Raw genomic sequence first — 18,595 nt, forward strand, 5'->3', positions numbered from 1 at the left:
CGGCGCGCTGGAGAAGCTGCTCGCTGTGGATGAGGCCGACGTCAAGAGTCGAGCGCGCAGTGGCTTGCCGCCTTGCGATGAATTCACCTTCGATTGCCGCCGCCACCTCCGCCGGTTCCAATAGGCCGTTGGCTGCCACCCTTTCCGGGCCACAAGGCCGGCAGTTCAGGCGTCGTGCCGACCCTCGCCCTTCGACAGGCTCAGGATGAGGGTTTTGGGGGGGAGGGGCGACCAACTTTCTGACATGACGAGACTTCGCGGCTGGCTGCCGACCGCTCACCCATCACCCTCATCCTGAGCCTGTCGAAGGACGAGGGTCGGCACGAGGCCTGTGATAATCAATCATCAAGGGCTTCAGCGGACGGAGGTCAGCGCGGCACCCGAACTGGTCAACGAACACTGGAGTCCGTCAGCGAGACGCGCACGCAACTGCTTGTCCTGGCCATGCGCGCCGGTCGTTTGCGACGACTGTGCCGGCTACAGCCAGCGCTTGTAGCGGAAGAAGATCAGCGGCAGCACGGCCGAGATCGCCATCAGGCCGATCGCCATGGGGTAGCCGAGGTGCCAGTCGAGTTCCGGCATGAACTTGAAGTTCATGCCGTAGATCGAGGCAACCAGCGTCGGCGGCATGAAGCCGACGGCCGCGACCGAAAAAATCTTGATGATGGCGTTCTGCTCGATCGAGATCATGCCGACCGTGGTGTCGAGCAGGAAGGTCGTCTTGTTCGACAGGAAGGAAACGAAGTCGTTCAGCGAGGTGATGTCGCGCGACATTGCCTTGACCCGGGCCTTGGCATCCTTCGGGCCTTTCCGCCGGTCGAGCACGAACTGCAGATAGGGCATCATCCGGTCGAGGGTGGCGAGGCTCTCGCGCGTGCGAGAGATCAGGTCGCCGGCGGCGCCGATGCGCCGCAGCAGCGACTTGAAGTCGGCATTGGCGGTCGGGCGCTTGTTGCCGGAGGCCGAGAAGATATCGGCGGCGATGCGGTCGAGATCGGCGGCGATGGCTTCCATCATGTCGGCGACGCGGTCGATCACCGTCTCCACCAGGCCGATCAGGATCGCGTCGGCGGTCGGTATTTTGGGCGCCTTGCCGTTGCCGTTGCCCAGAACCTGCGCCGAGGTTTCGCCCTCGACCGACGGTCCCGGCTGGAACATCGCCTCGCCGGCGTCCCGGCAGAGTTTCGCCGAATAGATGACGAAGGATTTCGGCTCGGTATAGCGCAGCGTCACCAGCCGCTTGCCGGTGAGGATGAAGGTCACCGGCGCGAAGGCGGGCGAGCCGGTGTCGAGGCCGAAGACGACCGAGGCGGTCATGAAGTCGGCATCGCCCTCGGAATAGAGACGGCTCGAGACCTCGATCTCGCGCATTTCCTCGCGCGTCGGCACTTCGATCGACGCGAAGCGCTCTACCAGCCGTTCCTCGGCCTTGCTCGGATTGATCAGGTCGATCCAGATGGCGTCGGCGGGAATGACGTCGTCGTCGATCCTCTCGGCATGCATCTGGCCGGACGGGTCGGGGCGGTAGATCTCGAGCATCGGCAAACTCCTGCACCCGCCGCATCGCAGCATGGACGGGCCGAAGCTGCATGCACCGCACCGGCAGGCCGCGCAAGCCCCGCGGCCCTCGTCAGCCCAGGCCGCCGTCCATGCCGAGGCAGGGAGGGCGCAAGGCCGCCCCGCCTGTTCCGGCGCCGCCTATTCGGCGGCGAGGCTGCCATGGCCGAGGCGGAGGGCGAGTTCGTCGAGCAGCTGTTCGGCGGCCTCGGCGATCACCGTGCCGGGCGGGAAGATGGCGCTGGCGCCGGCCGCGCGCAGGGCGTCGAAATCCTGCGGCGGAATGACGCCGCCGACGACGATCATGATGTCGCCGCGCCCTTGCGCCTCCAGGGCCGCCTTCAGCGCCGGCACGAGGGTGAGGTGGCCGGCGGCGAGCGAGGAGGCGCCGACGATGTGGACGTCGTTCTCCACCGCCTGGCGCGCCGCCTCCTCCGGCGCCTGGAACAGCGGGCCGATGTCGACGTCGAAGCCGAGATCGGCGAAGGCCGAGGCGATCACCTTCTGGCCGCGGTCGTGGCCGTCCTGCCCCATCTTGACGACGAGGATGCGGGGACGTCGCCCCTCGGCCTTGGCGAAAGCCGCCGTCCGCTTCAGCATCGCCTCGATCCGCTCCGACATGGCGCCGGCCTCCCGCTTGTAGACGCCCGATATCACCCGGGACTGCGCGACGTGGCGGCCAAAAGCCTTTTCCAGCGCCATCGCCATCTCGCCGACCGTGGCGTGCGCGCGGGCCGCCTCGATCGACAAAGCGAGCAGATTGCCCGGGCCATCTTTCGCGGCCCGCGTCAGCGCCTCGAGCGCGGCCTCAACCGCTCCCGGATCGCGCGATGCCTTGAGCCGCGCGAGCTTTTCCAGCTGCTGTCGGCGCACGTCGGCATTGTCGACCCTGAGCACGTCGATGTCGTCGAGGCTGCCGGCGCGGTAGCGGTTGACGCCGACGACGACCTGCGCGCCGGAATCGATGCGCGCCTGCGTCTTGGCGGCGGCCTCCTCGATGCGCGTCTTCGGCAGGCCCTTTTCGATCGCCTTGGCCATGCCGCCGAGTTCGTCGACCTCGGCGATGTGGGCGAGCGCCTTTTCCGCCAGCGCGTGCGTCAGGCTCTCGACATAGGCCGAACCGCCCCAGGGATCGATGATGCGCGTCGTGCCGCTCTCGCGCGCCAGCACATGCTGGGTGTTGCGGGCGATGCGGGCCGAGACGTCCGTCGGCAGGGCCAGCGCCTCGTCGAAAGAATTGGTGTGCAGCGACTGCGTGTGCCCCTGCGTCGCCGCCATCGCCTCGACGCAGGTTCGGACCACGTTGTTCATCACGTCCTGCGCCGTCAACGACCAGCCGGAGGTCTGCGAATGGGTGCGCAGCGACAGCGACCGCGGGTCCTTCGGCCGGAAATTCTTCTGCATCAGCTGCGCCCAGACGAGGCGGGCCGCCCGCATCTTGGCGACTTCCATGAAGAAGTTCATGCCCGTCGCCCAGAAGAAGGACAGGCGCGGCGCGAAGCGGTCGATGTCGAGCCCCGCGGCGACGCCCGCCCGGGCGTATTCGAGCCCGTCGGCCAGCGTATAGGCGAGCTCGAGGTCGGCCGTCGCTCCGGCCTCCTGCATGTGGTAGCCGGAAATCGAGATCGAATTGTACTTCGGCATGTGCTCGGAGGTGTAGGCGAAAATGTCCGAGACGATCCGCATAGAGGCGGCGGGCGGGTAGATGTAGGTGTTGCGGACCATGAACTCCTTCAGGATGTCGTTCTGGATGGTCCCCGACAGCGCCTTCTGCGGCACGCCCTGTTCCTCGGCGGCGACGATGTAGAGCGCCATCACCGGCAACACCGCGCCGTTCATCGTCATCGACACGCTCATCTCGCCCAGCGGAATGCCGTCGAAGAGCTGGCGCATGTCGATGATGGAATCGATCGCGACGCCGGCCATGCCGACATCGCCGGCGACGCGCGGATGGTCGGAATCATAACCGCGATGGGTGGCGAGATCGAAGGCGACGGAGAGGCCTTTCTGGCCGGCCGCGAGATTGCGCCGGTAGAAGGCATTCGACGCCTCGGCCGTGGAGAAGCCGGCATATTGCCGGATCGTCCAGGGTTTTTGCACGAACATCGTGGGGTAGGGGCCGCGGATGTAGGGGGCAAAGCCCGGAAACGTGTCGAGGGCGGGCAAGTCCGCCAGATCCGCCTCGGCATAGACGGGCTTCAGCACGAGGCCTTCCGGCGTCTCGAAGCCAGGCCCCGACGCGGTTGGCGGCTCGGCGTCCGAACGCTGCCAGTCCAGTCCGGTGAAATCGGGGATCGTGTTCATGCCGCGGCCTCCGCCTCTTCCGCCAGCCTGTGAGCCTTCAGGGACGTTCCTTCGGTAGGCGTCTCGCCGGTCTCGCGCGTCTCGTCTCGTGCGATCAGAACCGGCGGCGCCCGCTCGTCGCCGAGCGGATAGAGCGTCACGCCGATGATCGGCCGGCGGCCCGCGGCGATCTCCGCGTCGCGGGCCCGCCGCGTCGCCGCGATCCTCGCCTGCAGGCGCCCCGCCTTCAGGCTCTGGAAGATGCCGCCTTCCGCTTCGATCTGCCGGAATTCCCGCCAGCCGGCCTCGGCCATGGCGTCGGTCAGGGCCTCGATACCGCCGGAGCCGGCGGCCGGATCGGCGACGCGCCCGAGCCCCGATTCCTCGCGCAGGATCAGCTGCGTGTTGCGGGCAAGGCGCCGGGCGCGCTCCTCGGGCAGGCCGTTGGCCGCCGTGAACGGCAGGACGCTGAGCGAATCCGCGCCGCCTGTCGCGGCGGCGAAGGCGGCGATCGTCGTGCGCAGGATGTTGGCGTGGGGATCGCGCGCGGCCATCATCCGGTACGAGGTCTCGACATGCAGCCGGGTGGGAGCGGGGGATGCCAGCCCCGAGAGCTGCAGCACGCGGCGCCAGAGCAGCCGCAGGGCCCGGAGCTTGGCCGTGACGAGAAACTGTTGCTGGTCGGCGGCGAGGGTGAAGCCGATGGCGTCGGCGGCGTGCGCCACTGGCATGCCGGCATCGGCCAAAGCGCGCAGGTGGTAGACGGCGGTGGCGAGCGTCGCGCCGAGTTCCTGCGCCTCGCTGGCGCCCGCGTCGTGATAGATCCGGCCGTCTGCCTCGACCATGCGGCCGGCAAAACCCTCCGCGGCCCTCGAAACGGCGAGCGCGCCGCATTCGGCCCGCAGCTTCACGTCGTCGTCCGGGAAGCGGCCGGCGAAAGCGAGCGGTCCGATGGCGTCGATGCCCGCGTCGAGACTGAGCGCCGCGGGCGCCAGCCCTTGGCCAGCGGCGAGCTTTGTGAGGGCGGCGACCAGGGCCGCGCCTTGCGGGTGCGGCTCGATGCGCAGGTGGACGATGTCGAGCATGACGCCGTGAAGCACGGCGGCGAGGGCCTCTTCCGTCGCCGGCAGACCAAAACCCCGCGCGGCGCCTGCGCCCTCGAAGCACAGCGCCAGCGCCTCGGCGCCGGCCTCGAGGTCGACCAGGGCCTGGGCCGCGGCGCGCGCGGGGTCCGGATCGTCGAGGCGCTGGGCGATCATCCAGCCGGCGGCGCGCGTGGCGATCGGGGTCGCGGGCGTCCGGCGCGGATAGAGCGGACCATAGGCGATGCCGTCGTCGGTGTGCGCCGTCAGGGTGTCGAAGCCCGCACCCGCCAATGCCTTTTCGGCCAGCGCCCGCCAGTCGGCTTCGCTGCGCAAGGCAAATCCCTCACCCCTGTCTGACATCGGCACGTCCTCCCTGCTCAGACATACGGCAAGCCAGCGCCGGCGGAAACGCTTCCTTCGGCCTACAGCGCCGTCTGCGGCGCCGGTTCCCGGTTTTCAGTGCCGCATTCGGCAGAAAATACCTTCAATCGAGCCGGGCGCCGGGTCCGAAGCTGGAAGCGAATGGCTGACGCGGGTGGTTTGCAGTCGGTCCGCTTATGAGAATTGGTCACGTCCGGTCACGTTTACAGGATACGACAAACGATCGGGTACGCTTGTCGACCGCAGTAACGCTTCGTCAACGATGTTCTCTTAGCCCTCCTACGCATGACGAGACCTGCAACGCGCCTACTCCCCGTTCTCGCCGTGCTGCTGCTGGCGAGCTGCGCGACGCCTCCCAAAAGCACCGGCAACACCTGCGCCATCTTCGAACAGAAAAGCGGGCTTCTTACGAACTGGCGTCGCGACGCCGAGCAAGTCTCTGTCGAGTACGGCGTGCCGGTCCCTGTGCTGATGGCGACGATCCAGGCGGAATCGAACTTTGACGGCAAGGCACGTCCGCCGCGGCGGTGGTTCCTTGGCATCATCCCCGGCAAACGAGCCTCGACCGCGTTCGGCTACGCACAGGCGCTCGATGGCACATGGGACGAATACCAGCGTCGCACTGGCCGGCATGGCGCCCGCCGACACGATTTCGCCGACGCCATCCGCTTCATCGGCTGGTACCATGCTGACAGCAATCGACGACTAGGGGTCGCGAAGTCGGACGCCTACCGCCTGTATCTCGCCTACCACTCGGGGCATGCCGGCTACGAACGCGGCGCCTGGCGTAACCGCCCAGAGGCGCTGCGCGGCGCAAAACGAGCCGCCGATATGGCAGAGCGCTACAAAGCACAGATGCAACGTTGCTAATGCCGGAACCAGAGCGCTTTATCCAGATAGGTCTTGCCGCCCAGCCCTTCCGTAGTCACCACCGCGTCATCATCACATGGGCACGGCTGTTGCGAACATTCTCACCTTCCTGCGGGGTCTCTTGACGTTGCAGATCCATCAGGTGGGTATGTCCGCTTCCAGAACCAACGCAGGGCTGATGGAGTGTCCGCAACGGGTCGAAATCTGCCGGATCCTTTGACGGCTTCTGCCATCCAACGCCTATTAGTGCGGCAGGACAGACTCGCAGGGGGCCGTCAGTTTCCACACCACGCCGGTCGGCGCATAGGTCATGGCGACCTCGCCGCCGAGGCCGCGGGCCGTCATCTTCTGCGTCACCAGCGTGCCGAAGCCCGACCGCTTCGGCTCGACCACCGGCGGTCCGCCATGCTCGCTCCAGTTCAGGACGAAATTCTCTCCGAGCGACCAGTCGATCCTGATATAGCCGCCCTCGACGGAGAGGGCGCCGTATTTGGCGGCATTGGTGGCCAGCTCGTGCAGCGCGAGGCCCAGCGTCTGGGCGGCGGCCGAGCTGAGGTTGACGACGGGGCCGTGCATCTCGATCTGCTCGCTGTTGCCGGCACCGAAGGCCTTCAGCTGGCTGGTCACGAGATCGTCCAGCGAGGCGCTTTCCCAGCCCTTGCCGGCGAGGAGATCGGCCGAGCGGGCCAGCGAGTTCAGCGCCTCGGACAGGGTTTCGAGAAACTCGTTCGTGCTGGCGCTTTCCTTGGCGGCCCTCCGCGCGATCGCGGCGACGAGCGCATACTGGTTCTTGGCGCGGTGGCTCATCTCGCGCATCAGGAACTGGTTCTGCTCCTCGGCCTCCCGGCGCTCGCGCGATGCCGAAGCGAGGACCTTCGAGACCTCGCCGATCTCCTCGATATTGGTGTGGATCGGCAGCGCCGGTCCGCCCTTGCCGATCGCCTTGGCCTGGTCGGCGAGGCGAAGGATGGGCGTGGCGATCCGGCGGCCGACGAAGACGGCAAGCCCGGCACTGAAAGCCAGGAGCAGGACGCCGATCCCGACCAGGAGCAGCCAGGAGCGCATGATCGGCTGGCCGATGACCCGGTCGGGAACCGCGACCGTCGTCCGCCAGCCGGTCAGGATCGAGGCATAGGAGGCTTCGATCAGGTCGCCGGTCATGTCCTTGCCCAGCAGTTCGGCGATCGAGGGATTATGCGATTCCGTCTCGCTTTCGCGCATCTGCCCGTTGCTGGCGCGGGCGGCAATGACCTTGCGGTTGGACCGGTCCTGGATGATCGCGGTCCATGCCGCGGGCAGCTTCCGATCGGTGAGGACGGTGCTGAGGTCCCGGGCCTTCTTGATGATGGCGAGGACGTAGACGACCTTGTCGCCCCGCAGGACAGGGACGGCGACATGGAAGACGAGTTCGTTCGATTGCCGGGAGAACAGGACGTCGGAGATGACCGGCAGCCGCGACCGGAAGACCGCCTCCGCGGCGGTGGTGTCGACGGAGCCGGGGAGCGCCGCCGCGACCGGCATGCGTGTGTCGAGGACGACGTGCAGCGCCGGGTCGATCAAAAGGGCGTCCGTGTTCGCCGAGCCGAGCGCGGCGACGGTGCGTCGGTGAAATTCCGGCAGGTTGGCATCGTCGATGAGCGAGGAGGAGGCCAGCACCTTGGCAGCCGTGACGAGGCCGTAGACCTCCCGGTCGATCGCATCGGAAATGATTTCGGCCGTGTCGGCAACGCGGGACGCGGCGATCTCCTTCTGCTGCTCGGAGAATTGCAGGATCAGGAAGGCGCTGAACAGGAGCGCCGGGATCAGCACGGTCAGCGCGAAGGCGGCCAGATGCACGAGCAGCGGCGGGCGTCGCAGCAGCCGCCCGAGGCGCAGGTTCCGCATGCGGCCCTGTCGCGGCCGCGTCGTGGTCGGCTCGGTCGTCATTTTTGGGATCGACCTGTCGTTCCCGGGCCAGGATGAGCCCGGTGCATGTCACGCGATGCAGGAGAAAGAAGCATCATTGCTTATAGATCCGCTCCGGCGCCGGGGCAAAGCCCTTCCGCCGGAGGACCACGGGAATGCGCCGATCGCGGCGCGGCTCCCGCCTGGTGCGATCGTCGGGCAGCCGCGGCTCCACGCCGCCGGCCGGCCTCACCCGATCAGGCGAACTGCGACAGGCCCGGTGTCGTCGCGATGACGCGGTCGACCGTCTCGGCGCCGGCATTGGCCTTGGCATAGGTGACGAGTTCGGTCGCGATCATGCGGATCTGGCCCATGTCGAGGCCCATGCCCATCAGCTTGGCACCCAGCGCCATGATGCCGCCGCCGAAGGCGCCCATCACGCTGCCCATCATGCCGCCGCCGCCGGCCGAGGCCATGGCGGCTTCGGCACCGGGAGTCTCGGCGATCATCGTCTCGACCGCCGGGTCGGTCGCCTCGTTCTTCATGTAGTTCAGGATGTGGCCGACGGCCTCCATCGCCTTCTCCGGCGTCAGGCCGGTTTCGGCGGCGATACGGTTGAGGACGTCCTGCATCTCTGGCAATTCCTTCGTTTGTTGGCGGCGACGCGCGCCCGAATCTCTGGCGACCATGGCAAAGCCGCCGTGCCGAGGCAATCGCAAACCACGGCCCGGCCGGTGGATGGGCGGCGGCGCCCGATTGTTTCGCTTGGCCGGCTCTGCTTATTAGCAGAAGCAAGGCATGGGAGAGAACGATGCTCGAAGAAGGCAAGATATTCCTCGGCGCCAGCCACACGGGCGGCGATCTGGCCGCGCAGGGCGAGTATCTGCATCTGAAGCTCGCCAACCGTCACGGCCTGGTGACGGGGGCCACCGGCACCGGCAAGACGGTGACGCTGCAGATCCTGGCGGAAGGCTTTTCCGAGGCCGGCGTGCCGGTGTTCTGCGCCGACATCAAGGGCGATCTCTCGGGTATCGCCATGCGCGGGGAAGAGAAGGATTTTCTCACCGAGCGCGCGCGGGTGATCGGCCTCGACCCCTATTACAACGACGCCTATCCCGTGATGTTCTGGGACATTTTTGGCGAGAAGGGCCACCGCATCCGGGCGACCGTCGCCGAGATGGGGCCGCTGCTGCTGGCCCGGTTGATGAACCTGACGGAGGCGCAGGAGGGCGTGCTCAACATCGCCTTCAAGATCGCCGACGAGGAGGGGCTGCTGCTTCTCGACCTGAAAGACCTCCAGGCGATGCTGGGTCACGTCGCGGAGAATGCCGAGGAGATCTCCCGGCTCTACGGCAATGTCGCCAAGCAGTCGGTCGGCGCCATCCAACGCTCGCTCCTGGTTCTGGAGCAGCAGGGCGCGCAGGATTTCTTCGGCGAGCCGGCGCTGAAGATCACCGACCTGATGCGCACCGACCGCGACGGCCGCGGCTATGTCAACGTGCTGGCCGCCGACAGGCTGATGATGAATCCACGGCTCTACGCCACCTTCCTGCTCTGGCTCTTGTCGGAGCTGTTCGAGGAGCTGCCGGAGATCGGCGATCCGGAAAAGCCGAAACTCGTCTTCTTCTTCGACGAGGCGCATCTCCTGTTCGACGGCGCGCCAAAAATCCTCACCGACCGGATCGAGCAGGTGGTCAAGCTGATCCGCTCCAAGGGAGTCGGCGTCTACTTCGTCACGCAGAACCCGCTCGACATGACGGACAGCGTCCTCGCCCAGCTCGGCAACCGCGTGCAGCATGCCCTGCGCGCCTATACGCCGCGCGAGCAGAAGGCGGTGAAGACGGCGGCCGAGACCTTTCGCGCCAATCCCGCTTTCGACGTCTACGAAGCGATCACGCAGCTCGGCGTCGGCGAGGCGCTCGTCTCCACGCTCGGCAAGGGCGGCGTTCCCTCGATCGTCGAACGCACGCTGATCCGCCCGCCGGCCGGCCGCCTCGGCCCGATCACCGACGAGGAGCGCGCCGGCATCATGGCGAGAAGCCCCGTCGCCGGTCTCTACGACGAAACCATCGATCCGGAATCGGCCTATGAGATGCTGGTCGGCCGGGCCGAGGCGGAACTGCGCCGGGAGGAGGAGCAGCGGCGGCTCGAGGCGGCGGAGAAGGCGAGAACGCGCAGCGCCGAGTCCGAACGCCGCGCCGAGGGCGCCCGTCGCCGTGCCGAGGAAGCCGAGGCCGAGGCGCCGGTCCAACGCACGCGCACCGGATTCCAGCTGCCCGATTTCGGCCTCGGCGGCGACGGCCGCGACGACGCGCAGGAGGTCGAGGAGAGAGCGGAAGAGGAGGCGCCCCGTCGCCGCTCCGCGCCACGGCGCCAATCTTCCGGCTACCAGCGACAGACTCTGACGGAAACGGTGATGAAACAAGTCGGCCGCACGGTCGCCTCGACCGTGACCAGCGCCATTCTGCGCGGCGTGCTCGGCAGCCTGAAGAGAGGGCGGTAGGCGACCCGCGCGGAAATCCGGCCAAGGTCTGAAAAACCGCGCCGGGCGATCCTATATGCGGGACATGACCAACACTGTGGACTCTCGCCCTATGCGCTCCGCCCCGGCCGCCTTCATCCTCTGGCTCTTGTGCTTTGCCGGCCTGTTCGGACTGCACCGTTTCTATCTCGGCCGGCCGTGGACCGGGCTGTTGTGGCTCCTGACCTTCGGCCTGCTCGGCATCGGCCAGCTGATCGACCTGTTCCTGATTCCCTCGATGCTGCGTGAGGGCGCGCTGGAAAGCCGGATCGACAGAATGGAGCGCGAGCGCTCCGTCATGCGCGGCTGAGCCGGAAAAGGCCGGCGCTCTTGGCGCCGGCCAGACGGTCCGTCAGACCATGCCGCTCTGAATGACGACCACCGGCGTGCCGTCGGGCACGCGGTTGTAAAGATCGATGATGTCGTGGTTCATGAAGCGCACGCAGCCCGATGAAACCGCCTTGCCGATCGTCCAGTATTCCGGCGTGCCGTGCAGGCGGTACAGCGTGTCCTCGCCGTTCTGGAAGAGGTAGAGCGCGCGGGCGCCCAGCGGGTTCTTCAACCCGGGCTCCATGCCGGTGCGATAGACTTCCAGCTCGGGCTGGCGGGCAATCATTTCCGAAGGCGGCGTCCAGGTCGGCCATTTGCGCTTGTAGCGCACCACGGCGCGGCCGCTCCAGGAAAACCCGTCGCGTCCGATGCCGACGCCGTAGCGCATGGCGCGGCCATCGGGCTGGGTGAAATAGGCGAAGCGGTTGGCGGTATCGATGACCATGGTGCCCGGGGCCTCGCCGGTCATGTTGGCGACTTCCTGGCGGAAGAACATCGGGTCGACGAGCTTGAAGTCGATTCCCGGAATGAGATAGCCGCCGTCCTCGATCGGGCCGTACATGCTGAGATAGGACGGGTCGACGGAACCCGTGCCGGAACCGACCCGCCCTTCGAGGATGCGCGCGCGCGACCCCGCACCGGTGCAGCCGGCCATGGCCGTCGTGGCCAGGAGCCCGAGGCCCATGAGGATATGGCGTCGCGTCAAGCCGCGAGCGGGGGTCTGATCGTTCATGATATGCCTGTTCCGGAAATTTTGCAGCTGAGCGGCTGGGCGATCGGGGGATCGATTGTGTCGCTTAGGGAGCGAACATGGCGGCAGGCCGGATGGTTGCGCCGGTCACGGGCTGTTGTTGCCCAGCTGTTGCAGTGCGGCAACGCTCACGCCCGCCGGCACCCCGATTCCCGAAGAGCAAAGCGCGAAGTCGCCAGGCCTCCGCCGGCGTCAGAGCATGCCGGCCAGGCCGCGAAGATCGGGCAGGACGGCATTCGGCTGCAGATCCAGATATTCGTCGGGCTCGTTGCCGCGGTTGATCCATACCGTGTTGAAGCCGAAGCGCGTCGCCCCGGCAATGTCCCAGCGATTGGACGACTGGAACGAGACGGCATCGGGGTAGAGCCGGAAGGTGGTGGTGACGAGATCGTAGATTTCCGGCGCGGTCTTGTAGCGGCCGACATCTTCCGCCGAGAGCACGGCATCCAAGAGATGGTCGATCCCGGCGGAGCGGATGGCGCGGTCGAGCATCCGGCGCGAGCCGTTCGACAGGATCGCCAGTCGCGCGCCGCCTTCCTTCAGGATGCGCAAGGTCTGCGGCACCTCCTCGAAACAGTCGAGGTCGCGATAGGCTTCGAGCAGGCGGCCGCGGATCGACGGGTCGATCGTCGGAATCTTGGCCAGGGCATGGTCGAGCGCGTCTTCGGTCAGGGTCCAGAAATCACGGGAACTGTCGCCCATCAGCGTCCGGATCCAGGAGAATTCCAGCTGCTTGCGCCGCCAGATCTCGGCGAGACGGCGTCCTTCTTCGCCGAGATCAGCGGCATGGCGGGCGACCGCCGCGCCGGTATCGAACAAGGTGCCGTAGGCGTCGAAAACATAGACCGAATGCACAGCGAATTCCTCCAAAGTGCCCACGCGCCGCCCTGTCATAGTTGAAACATGGGCGAGAGGAAGGGCTTTTCCCGGCGATGGCCGCATGTCATGACGGCATCCATCGGTCGTTCCTGCCGGAAGGGTCCGACGCTCTGGCCAAGGAGCGCCGTCGCGGCCCGGGAACCTCGACCGAGGATAGGATCAAGCATGGCACAGCAGCTCAGCCCGACCTTCACCTTCGTCGATGGCGAATGGCTGGAGGGCAATCCCGGCCTCATCGGTCCGCGCAGCCATGCGATGTGGCTCGGCAGCACCGTCTTCGACGGCGCGCGCTGGTTCGAGGGCATGTCGCCCGACCTCGATCGCCACGCCGCGCGCGTGAACCGCTCGGCGCTGGCGCTCGGCCTCCAGGCGACCGTCGCGGTGGACGAGATCATTCGCCTGACGCAGGAAGGCCTGGCGAAATTCGACGGGAAGACCGCCGTCTACATCCGGCCGATGTACTGGGCCGAGGACGGCGGCTACATGGGCGTGCCGGCCGATGCCGTCTCGACCCGGTTTGCCCTCAGCCTCTACGAATCGCCGATGATCCCGTCCTCGGGCTTCACCCTCGGCATCTCGCCCTTCCGCCGCCCGACGCCGGAGACCGCGCCGACCGCCGCCAAGGCCGGCTGCCTCTATCCCAACAGCGGGCGGGCGATCCTCGAGGCGAAGGCGCGCGGCTTCGACAACGCCCTCATCCGCGACATGACCGGCAATGTCGCGGAGACGGCGACCTCCAACGTCTTCATCACCCGCGACGGCATCGTGAAGACGCCGGTGCCGAACGGCACGTTTCTCGCCGGCATTACCCGGCAGCGGATCATCGCGCTCCTGCGCGCCGACGGCGCGATCGTCGAGGAGTGCACGCTGACGGTCGAGGATTTCCTCGGGGCCGACGAGATTTTCTCGACCGGCAACCATTCCAAGGTGGTGCCGGTGATCGGCATCGAGGGGCGGTCGCTACAGCCGGGGCCGGTGGCCGAACGCGCGCGCGAACTCTACTGGACTTTCGCACGCGGCACGCTGACAGCGGCGTCATGAGAGACAACAGGCACGGAAATCTTTGCACCCGACCGGCCTCGCCGCATGGCTTTTGCCGGTCTAGACCCTAGCTAACAACGCGTGCTTCCAGTGGGCCCGGCAACGCCGGACGGCGGGCGCACGCGGCCCACGAGATCCGCATCATCTGAGAAGGAGACACCGCATGGCTTTCACGCTTCCCGAACTGCCCTACGATTACGAGGCGCTCGCTCCCTTCATGTCGAAGGAGACGCTCGAATACCATCACGACAAGCACCACAACGCCTATGTCGAGATGGGCAACAAGCTCGCCGCCGAAGCCGGCATGGGCGACGCCTCGGTCGAAGAGGTGGTGATGCAGTCCTATGGCAAGAACCAGCCGCTCTTCAACAATGCGGCCCAGCACTACAACCACATCCATTTCTGGAAGTGGATGAAGAAGGGCGGCGGCGGCAAGAGCCTGCCCGGCGCGCTGCAGACCGCCTTCGACAGCGACCTCGGTGGCTATGACAAGTTCCGCACCGACTTCATCGAAGCCGGCAAGGGCCAGTTCGGCTCGGGCTGGGCCTGGGTTGCGGTCAAGGACGGCAAGCTGTCGATCATGAAGACGCCGAACGGCGAGAACCCGCTGGTGCACGGCGCCAAGCCGATCCTCGGCGTCGACGTGTGGGAGCATTCCTATTACATCGACTACCGCAATGCCCGGCCGAAATACCTCGAGGCCTTCGTCGACAGCCTGATCAACTGGGACCATGTCCTGGAGCTCTACGAAGGCTCCAAGGCCTGAGCCTTCGGCGACTACGAGCTTTCGAGCCAATTTGGAAGGCTCCGGCGCCCTGCGCCGGGGCCTTCTGCGTCTGCGGCGGCCGAAGCGATCGCGGGGCGCAAACGGCGATGCCCGGCCGCCGCGCGCACCCGGTGCGGATGTCGGGTCGGCCAGCTTATTATCACTCCAAAGTGAGGCTCCGGATCGCTTGCGCACGCGGTCAAACATGGCATCCATGCTGCGGGTCAGACGTCCGCGCCGTGGACGGTCCTATGGAGAAGTCCCATGAACCTTCGTCGTCTCTCCCTTGTCGCCGCGCTCATCGGATGTTCGGTCGGCGCGGTCTCCGTCCTCCCGGCCGGCGCGCAGAATGTCGACGTGATCAAGCAGCGCCAGGAGGCGATGAAAAAGATCGGCGGCGCCGCGAAGTCCGCCGGGCAGATGCTGAAGGGCGAGGCCGCCTTCGACGCGGCCAAGGCCGCCGAGGTGTTCACCGTGATGGCCGCCAATGCCGAGATCTTCGGCAAGTCCTTTCCGGAGGACAGCAAGACCGGCGGCGAGACCGAGGCGGCCCCGGCGATCTGGGCCAAGCCCGAGGAATTCAAGGCCAAGCTCGTCAAGTTCGAGGGCGACATCGACACGGCGGCCGCCACCAATCCGGACAGCCTCGAAACCTTCAAGACCGCCTTCGGCGGCGTCGCGCAGAACTGCAAGGGCTGCCACGAGGAATTCCGCGTCGACAAATAAGCCTGGCACCGGGGCGCCCATCGCCGGGCCCGCCGGCGACAGCGGCCATCCGGTCGCGGCGAGCGCCGAAATGTTGATGAGGCCATGATGGTGAAGCGGATTGTTCTGGGCGTCGCGGCGCTGGCCGTGGTGGGCGCCGGCGCCTTCTATGGCCTCACCATGCCGCAGCCCCTGGCCGCGGACGAGATCGCCGCCGAGGGCAGCGGCGATGCCAAGCGCGGGGAAACTCTGTTCTGGGCCGGCGGCTGCGTTTCCTGCCATGCGCCGGCCAAATCCGAGGGCGATGCCCAATTGCGCCTCGGCGGCGGCGCGCCGCTGGTGACGGCGTTCGGCACCTTCCACGCCCCGAACATCTCGCCCGATAGGGCGGACGGCATCGGCGGCTGGAGCCTTGCCGATTTCGCCAATGCCATGCAGCGCGGCATCGACGACGAAGGCGCGCCGCTCTATCCCGCCTTTCCCTACACCTCCTATGCCCGCATGACGAAGGAGGACATCGCCGACCTCTTCGCCTACCTGAAGACGCTGCCGCCGGTCCCGGGCGCCGCGCCGGACAACGACCTGTCCTTTCCCTTCAACATCCGCCGCGGCGTCGGCCTCTGGCAGCGCGCCTTCCTCGATCCGGCGCCAGTCGTGGCTCTGCCGGCCGACGCGTCCGACCAGGTGAAACGCGGTCAGTATCTCGCCGAGGGCCCCGGCCATTGCGGCGAATGCCACACGCCCCGGCTCTACGGCGGCGCTGGTGGGCTCGACAAGGCAAAGTGGCTGGCCGGCGGGCCGAACCCGGAGGGCGAGGGCAAGGTACCGAACATCACGCCGTCCGACGACGGGATCGGCGCCTGGTCGCAAGAGGACATCGCCTATTATTTCGAGAGCGGTTTTACGCCCGACTTCGACTCGGTCGGCGGTGCCATGGTCGAGGTGCAGAAGAACCTCGCGAAACTGCCGGCCGCGGACCGCGCGGCGATCGCGGCCTATCTGAAGGCGGTGCCGGCGCTGTAGGGGTATTCGTACCCGGAGCGTGGTGCCGACGGTCGTCCAGATTTGTCATCCCGGACTTGATCCGGAATCCATTCCAAATCGCCGGACGACATCGAGGGCGGAGGACCGACACCTGAACCGGTTTGGCAGCGACACCGTCTCGGCATGGGTCCCGGGTCAAGCCCGGGATGACGACGCGAGGGGAGAGCCGCCCCGGAACCGCGGCGTCTCGTGCTGCCTGTCGAGCAATCTGCGCCCCTAAGCCTTCTCCGTCACCATCAGCGAGAAGGCGTAGATCGTTGCGACCTCGTCGAGGCGGTTGAAGCGGCCGGAGGCGCCGCCGTGGCCGGCGTCCATGTTGGTGTGGAGGAGGACCGGGTTGGCGTCGGTCTTCACCGCGCGCAGCTTCGCCACCCACTTCGCCGGCTCCCAATAGGTGACGCGCGGATCGGTGAGGCCGGCGAGCACCAGCATCGGCGGATAGGCCTTTGCCTCGACATTGTCGTAGGGGCTGTAGCCGGCGATGCGGTCGTAGTCGGCGGGCGAGGCGAGGGGGTTGCCCCATTCGGGCCATTCCGGCGGCGTCAGCGGCAGGGTGTCGTCGAGCATGGTGGCGAGAACGTCGACGAAGGGGACGACGGCGATCACCGCGCCGAACTTTTCCGGGGCGATGTTGGCGACGGCGCCCATCAGCATGCCGCCGGCCGAGCCGCCCTGCGCCACGATCCTGTCGTAGCGCGTGTAGCGTTCGGCGACGAGGTGGTCGGCGACGGCGATGAAGTCGGAAAAGGTGTTTTCCTTGTACTCGCGCCGCCCGGCCTCGTACCAGGCGAACCCCTTGTCCTTGCCGCCGCGGATGTGCGCGATGGCCCAGATGAAGCCGCGGTCGACGAGGCTCAGGCAATTGGTGTTGAAGGCGGCGGGAATGGCGATGCCATAGGCGCCGTAGCCGTAGAGCATCAGCGGCGCCGTGCCGTCGAGGGGCGTGTCCCGGCGGTAGAGCAGCGACACCGGCACCATTTCGCCATCGGCCGCCCGCGCGAAGATGCGGCGGGTGACATAGTCCTCCGGGTTGTGGCCGGAGGGGACTTCCTGCGTCTTCAGGAGCGTGCGCTCGCGTGTCTCGACATCGTAGTCGAAGGTCTGCGTCGGCGTCGTCAGCGAGGAATAGGTGAAGCGGATCAGCGTGGTGTCGAACTCGTAGGTGCCGGAAAGGCCGAGCGAATAGGCCTCCTCGTCGAAAGCGACGACATGCTCCGCCCCGTCCGACAGGCGCTTGACGACGATGCGCGGCAGGCCGTCGCGGCGTTCCAGCCAGACGAGATGCGCCTTCAGCACCATGTGGCCGAGGATCAGCCGGCCGTCCTCGTGCGGAACGTAGTCCGTCCATTCGCTCGACCGCGACGAATCGGTCGGGGCCGTGACGATCTTGAAGTCGCGCGCCCCACCCGCATTGGTCAGGATATACAGCGTGCCCTCGGCCTCGTCGACGTCGTACTCGACGCCGGTTTCGCGCTCGGCCAGAAGCCGCGGCTCCGCCGCCGGGTTCGAGGCCGGAATGAGCCAGGCCTCCGAAGTCTCGTGATCGTGGATGTGGATAACGACGAACTCGCCCGACTGGGTCTTGCCGACGCCCATGAAGAAGCCGGTATCGGTCTCCTCGTAGATCAGCGCGTCGTCGGCCGGATCGGTGCCGAGGCGGTGGTAGTAGACGCGGCTCGGGCGATGATTGCCGTCGAGGCGGGTGTAGAAGAAGCCCTTGGAGCGCCCCGCCCAGACGGCGCTGCCACTGGTGTTCTCGATCCTCTCGCCGATGTCCTCGCCGGTGGCGAGGTCGCGCACGGAGATGGCGTAGAACTCCGACCCCTTGTCGTCATGCGACCAGGCGAGCCAGGCATGGTCCGGAGAATGGGCGACGCCGCCGAGCGAGAAGTAGCTGCGCGCTGCCGCTTCCTTCTGGCCGTCGAGGATCACCGTCTCGCTGGCGTCGTCGCCATTGCGCGGGCGACGGACGAAGCGGGGATATTCGGCACCGGTCTCGTAGGACATGCCGTAGGCGAAGGGGCCGTCCGGCGCCGGCACGGAGGAATCGTCCTCCTTGATACGGCCGCGCATCTCGGCGATCAGCGCTTCGCGCAGCGGCGCCAGCGGTGCCATGATCGCGTCGTGATAGGCGTTCTCGGCCTCCAGATGGGCGCGGATCGCGGGATCGAGCACCGCCGTGTCGCGGAACACCTCCTGCCAGTTGCCGGCGCGCAGCCAGCCATAGTCGTCCTGCCGCTCGCGGCCGTGCGTCTCGAACCGCTCGATCCGCCTTTCGGCGCGCGGGGCGGTCGCGGCGTCACGGGCTGCGGGGGGCGTCGGCCTGTCGGCGGTCGTGTCGGCGGTCGTGTCGGTCAAGAATGTCATTTCCGTCTGCGAGGCACGCGGGCCTCTGGTCTGATCGTCCCGGCCCGACTGTACAGGCTTTGTTCACGGAGAGGCAACCCGGCGGCCTTGGGCGCGCCGGTCGCGGACTCCGCGCTGGCGCCGATTTCGCG

Annotated in this window: 15 protein-coding genes; 7 read left to right on the top strand and 8 right to left on the bottom strand. The window is 67.2% G+C overall.

What is annotated here, in order from left to right; translation table 11 throughout:
* Positions 1-477: 477 nt before the first annotated feature.
* From IEX88_RS16250 to IEX88_RS16260, 3 genes are all read right to left on the bottom strand, one after another.
* A complete protein-coding gene (locus IEX88_RS16250; RefSeq protein WP_188852597.1) occupies positions 478-1,539 on the bottom strand; it encodes a magnesium transporter CorA family protein in 1,062 nt (353 codons plus the stop codon).
* A gap of 159 nt (positions 1,540-1,698) precedes the next feature.
* Positions 1,699-3,861, bottom strand: a complete 2,163-nt coding sequence (gene scpA, locus IEX88_RS16255) for a methylmalonyl-CoA mutase (protein WP_188852599.1) — start codon at positions 3,859-3,861, stop codon at positions 1,699-1,701.
* Positions 3,858-5,285 carry a methylmalonyl-CoA mutase family protein gene (locus tag IEX88_RS16260; protein ID WP_188852601.1) on the bottom strand — a complete coding sequence of 476 codons (1,428 nt, stop codon included), beginning with the start codon at positions 5,283-5,285 and terminating at the stop codon, positions 3,858-3,860. The genes scpA and IEX88_RS16260 overlap by 4 nt, the downstream gene beginning before the upstream one ends.
* 306 nt (positions 5,286-5,591) lie before the next feature.
* Here IEX88_RS16260 and IEX88_RS16265 point away from each other — a divergent pair, with 306 nt between their 5' ends.
* Positions 5,592-6,176 (top strand): transglycosylase SLT domain-containing protein, encoded by a 585-nt coding sequence (locus IEX88_RS16265; RefSeq protein WP_188852603.1) that lies wholly within the window; start codon positions 5,592-5,594, stop codon positions 6,174-6,176.
* A gap of 243 nt (positions 6,177-6,419) precedes the next feature.
* Here the strand turns inward: IEX88_RS16265 and IEX88_RS16270 are convergent, their stop codons facing one another.
* Positions 6,420-8,102 carry a sensor histidine kinase gene (locus IEX88_RS16270; RefSeq protein WP_188852605.1) on the bottom strand — a complete coding sequence of 561 codons (1,683 nt, stop codon included), beginning with the start codon at positions 8,100-8,102 and terminating at the stop codon, positions 6,420-6,422.
* Positions 8,103-8,317: 215 nt separating this feature from the next.
* The gene (locus IEX88_RS16275) at positions 8,318-8,692 is read right to left on the bottom strand and encodes a hypothetical protein (protein ID WP_188852608.1); all 375 of its coding nucleotides are present in this window, start codon (positions 8,690-8,692) and stop codon (positions 8,318-8,320) included.
* A 179-nt stretch (positions 8,693-8,871) separates the two neighbouring features.
* Here IEX88_RS16275 and IEX88_RS16280 point away from each other — a divergent pair, with 179 nt between their 5' ends.
* Both IEX88_RS16280 and IEX88_RS16285 read left to right on the top strand, forming a co-directional pair.
* Positions 8,872-10,563, top strand: a complete 1,692-nt coding sequence (locus IEX88_RS16280) for a helicase HerA-like domain-containing protein (protein ID WP_188852610.1) — start codon at positions 8,872-8,874, stop codon at positions 10,561-10,563.
* Positions 10,564-10,654: 91 nt separating this feature from the next.
* Entirely contained in the window at positions 10,655-10,891 is a 237-nt protein-coding gene (locus tag IEX88_RS16285; RefSeq protein WP_188852612.1) for an NINE protein, read from the top strand.
* A 42-nt stretch (positions 10,892-10,933) separates the two neighbouring features.
* Here IEX88_RS16285 and IEX88_RS16290 read toward each other — a convergent pair whose 3' ends face one another.
* Together IEX88_RS16290 and IEX88_RS16295 are read right to left on the bottom strand one after the other, a co-directional pair.
* The gene (locus IEX88_RS16290; RefSeq protein ID WP_188852614.1) at positions 10,934-11,644 is read right to left on the bottom strand and encodes a L,D-transpeptidase; all 711 of its coding nucleotides are present in this window, start codon (positions 11,642-11,644) and stop codon (positions 10,934-10,936) included.
* Positions 11,645-11,854: 210 nt separating this feature from the next.
* Positions 11,855-12,517, bottom strand: a complete 663-nt coding sequence (locus tag IEX88_RS16295) for a haloacid dehalogenase type II (RefSeq protein ID WP_244640249.1) — start codon at positions 12,515-12,517, stop codon at positions 11,855-11,857.
* 189 nt (positions 12,518-12,706) lie between these two features.
* On the opposite strand from IEX88_RS16295, the gene IEX88_RS16300 reads away from it, so the two are divergent.
* The 4 genes from IEX88_RS16300 (at position 12,707) to IEX88_RS16315 (ending at position 16,076) form a co-directional block, all read left to right on the top strand.
* The gene (locus IEX88_RS16300; protein ID WP_188852618.1) at positions 12,707-13,582 is read left to right on the top strand and encodes a branched-chain amino acid aminotransferase; all 876 of its coding nucleotides are present in this window, start codon (positions 12,707-12,709) and stop codon (positions 13,580-13,582) included.
* Positions 13,583-13,745: 163 nt separating this feature from the next.
* A complete protein-coding gene (locus IEX88_RS16305) occupies positions 13,746-14,348 on the top strand; it encodes a superoxide dismutase (protein WP_188852620.1) in 603 nt (200 codons plus the stop codon).
* A gap of 264 nt (positions 14,349-14,612) precedes the next feature.
* Entirely contained in the window at positions 14,613-15,074 is a 462-nt protein-coding gene (locus tag IEX88_RS16310) for a c-type cytochrome (RefSeq protein ID WP_188852622.1), read from the top strand.
* A gap of 87 nt (positions 15,075-15,161) precedes the next feature.
* Positions 15,162-16,076 (top strand): c-type cytochrome, encoded by a 915-nt coding sequence (locus tag IEX88_RS16315; protein ID WP_188852624.1) that lies wholly within the window; start codon positions 15,162-15,164, stop codon positions 16,074-16,076.
* Between the two features lie 237 nt (positions 16,077-16,313).
* On the opposite strand, the gene IEX88_RS16320 is transcribed toward IEX88_RS16315, so the two are convergent.
* A complete protein-coding gene (locus IEX88_RS16320) occupies positions 16,314-18,365 on the bottom strand; it encodes a S9 family peptidase (protein WP_244640281.1) in 2,052 nt (683 codons plus the stop codon).
* Positions 18,366-18,595: the final 230 nt, after the last annotated feature.

Source organism: Aureimonas glaciei (assembly GCF_014643375.1).
Taxonomy (GTDB): domain Bacteria; phylum Pseudomonadota; class Alphaproteobacteria; order Rhizobiales; family Rhizobiaceae; genus Plantimonas; species Plantimonas glaciei.

Bases quoted from the DNA above. Each gene is read 5' to 3' on its own strand.
- IEX88_RS16250 (WP_188852597.1), bottom strand. From the start codon at position 1,539: ATGCTCGAGATCTACCGCCCCGACCCGTCCGGCCAGATGCATGCCGAG.
- scpA (WP_188852599.1), bottom strand. From the start codon at position 3,861: ATGAACACGATCCCCGATTTCACCGGACTGGACTGGCAGCGTTCGGAC.
- IEX88_RS16260 (WP_188852601.1), bottom strand. From the start codon at position 5,285: ATGTCAGACAGGGGTGAGGGATTTGCCTTGCGCAGCGAAGCCGACTGG.
- IEX88_RS16265 (WP_188852603.1), top strand. From the start codon at position 5,592: ATGACGAGACCTGCAACGCGCCTACTCCCCGTTCTCGCCGTGCTGCTG.
- IEX88_RS16270 (WP_188852605.1), bottom strand. From the start codon at position 8,102: ATGACGACCGAGCCGACCACGACGCGGCCGCGACAGGGCCGCATGCGG.
- IEX88_RS16275 (WP_188852608.1), bottom strand. From the start codon at position 8,692: ATGCAGGACGTCCTCAACCGTATCGCCGCCGAAACCGGCCTGACGCCG.
- IEX88_RS16280 (WP_188852610.1), top strand. From the start codon at position 8,872: ATGCTCGAAGAAGGCAAGATATTCCTCGGCGCCAGCCACACGGGCGGC.
- IEX88_RS16285 (WP_188852612.1), top strand. From the start codon at position 10,655: ATGCGCTCCGCCCCGGCCGCCTTCATCCTCTGGCTCTTGTGCTTTGCC.
- IEX88_RS16290 (WP_188852614.1), bottom strand. From the start codon at position 11,644: ATGAACGATCAGACCCCCGCTCGCGGCTTGACGCGACGCCATATCCTC.
- IEX88_RS16300 (WP_188852618.1), top strand. From the start codon at position 12,707: ATGGCACAGCAGCTCAGCCCGACCTTCACCTTCGTCGATGGCGAATGG.
- IEX88_RS16305 (WP_188852620.1), top strand. From the start codon at position 13,746: ATGGCTTTCACGCTTCCCGAACTGCCCTACGATTACGAGGCGCTCGCT.
- IEX88_RS16310 (WP_188852622.1), top strand. From the start codon at position 14,613: ATGAACCTTCGTCGTCTCTCCCTTGTCGCCGCGCTCATCGGATGTTCG.
- IEX88_RS16315 (WP_188852624.1), top strand. From the start codon at position 15,162: ATGGTGAAGCGGATTGTTCTGGGCGTCGCGGCGCTGGCCGTGGTGGGC.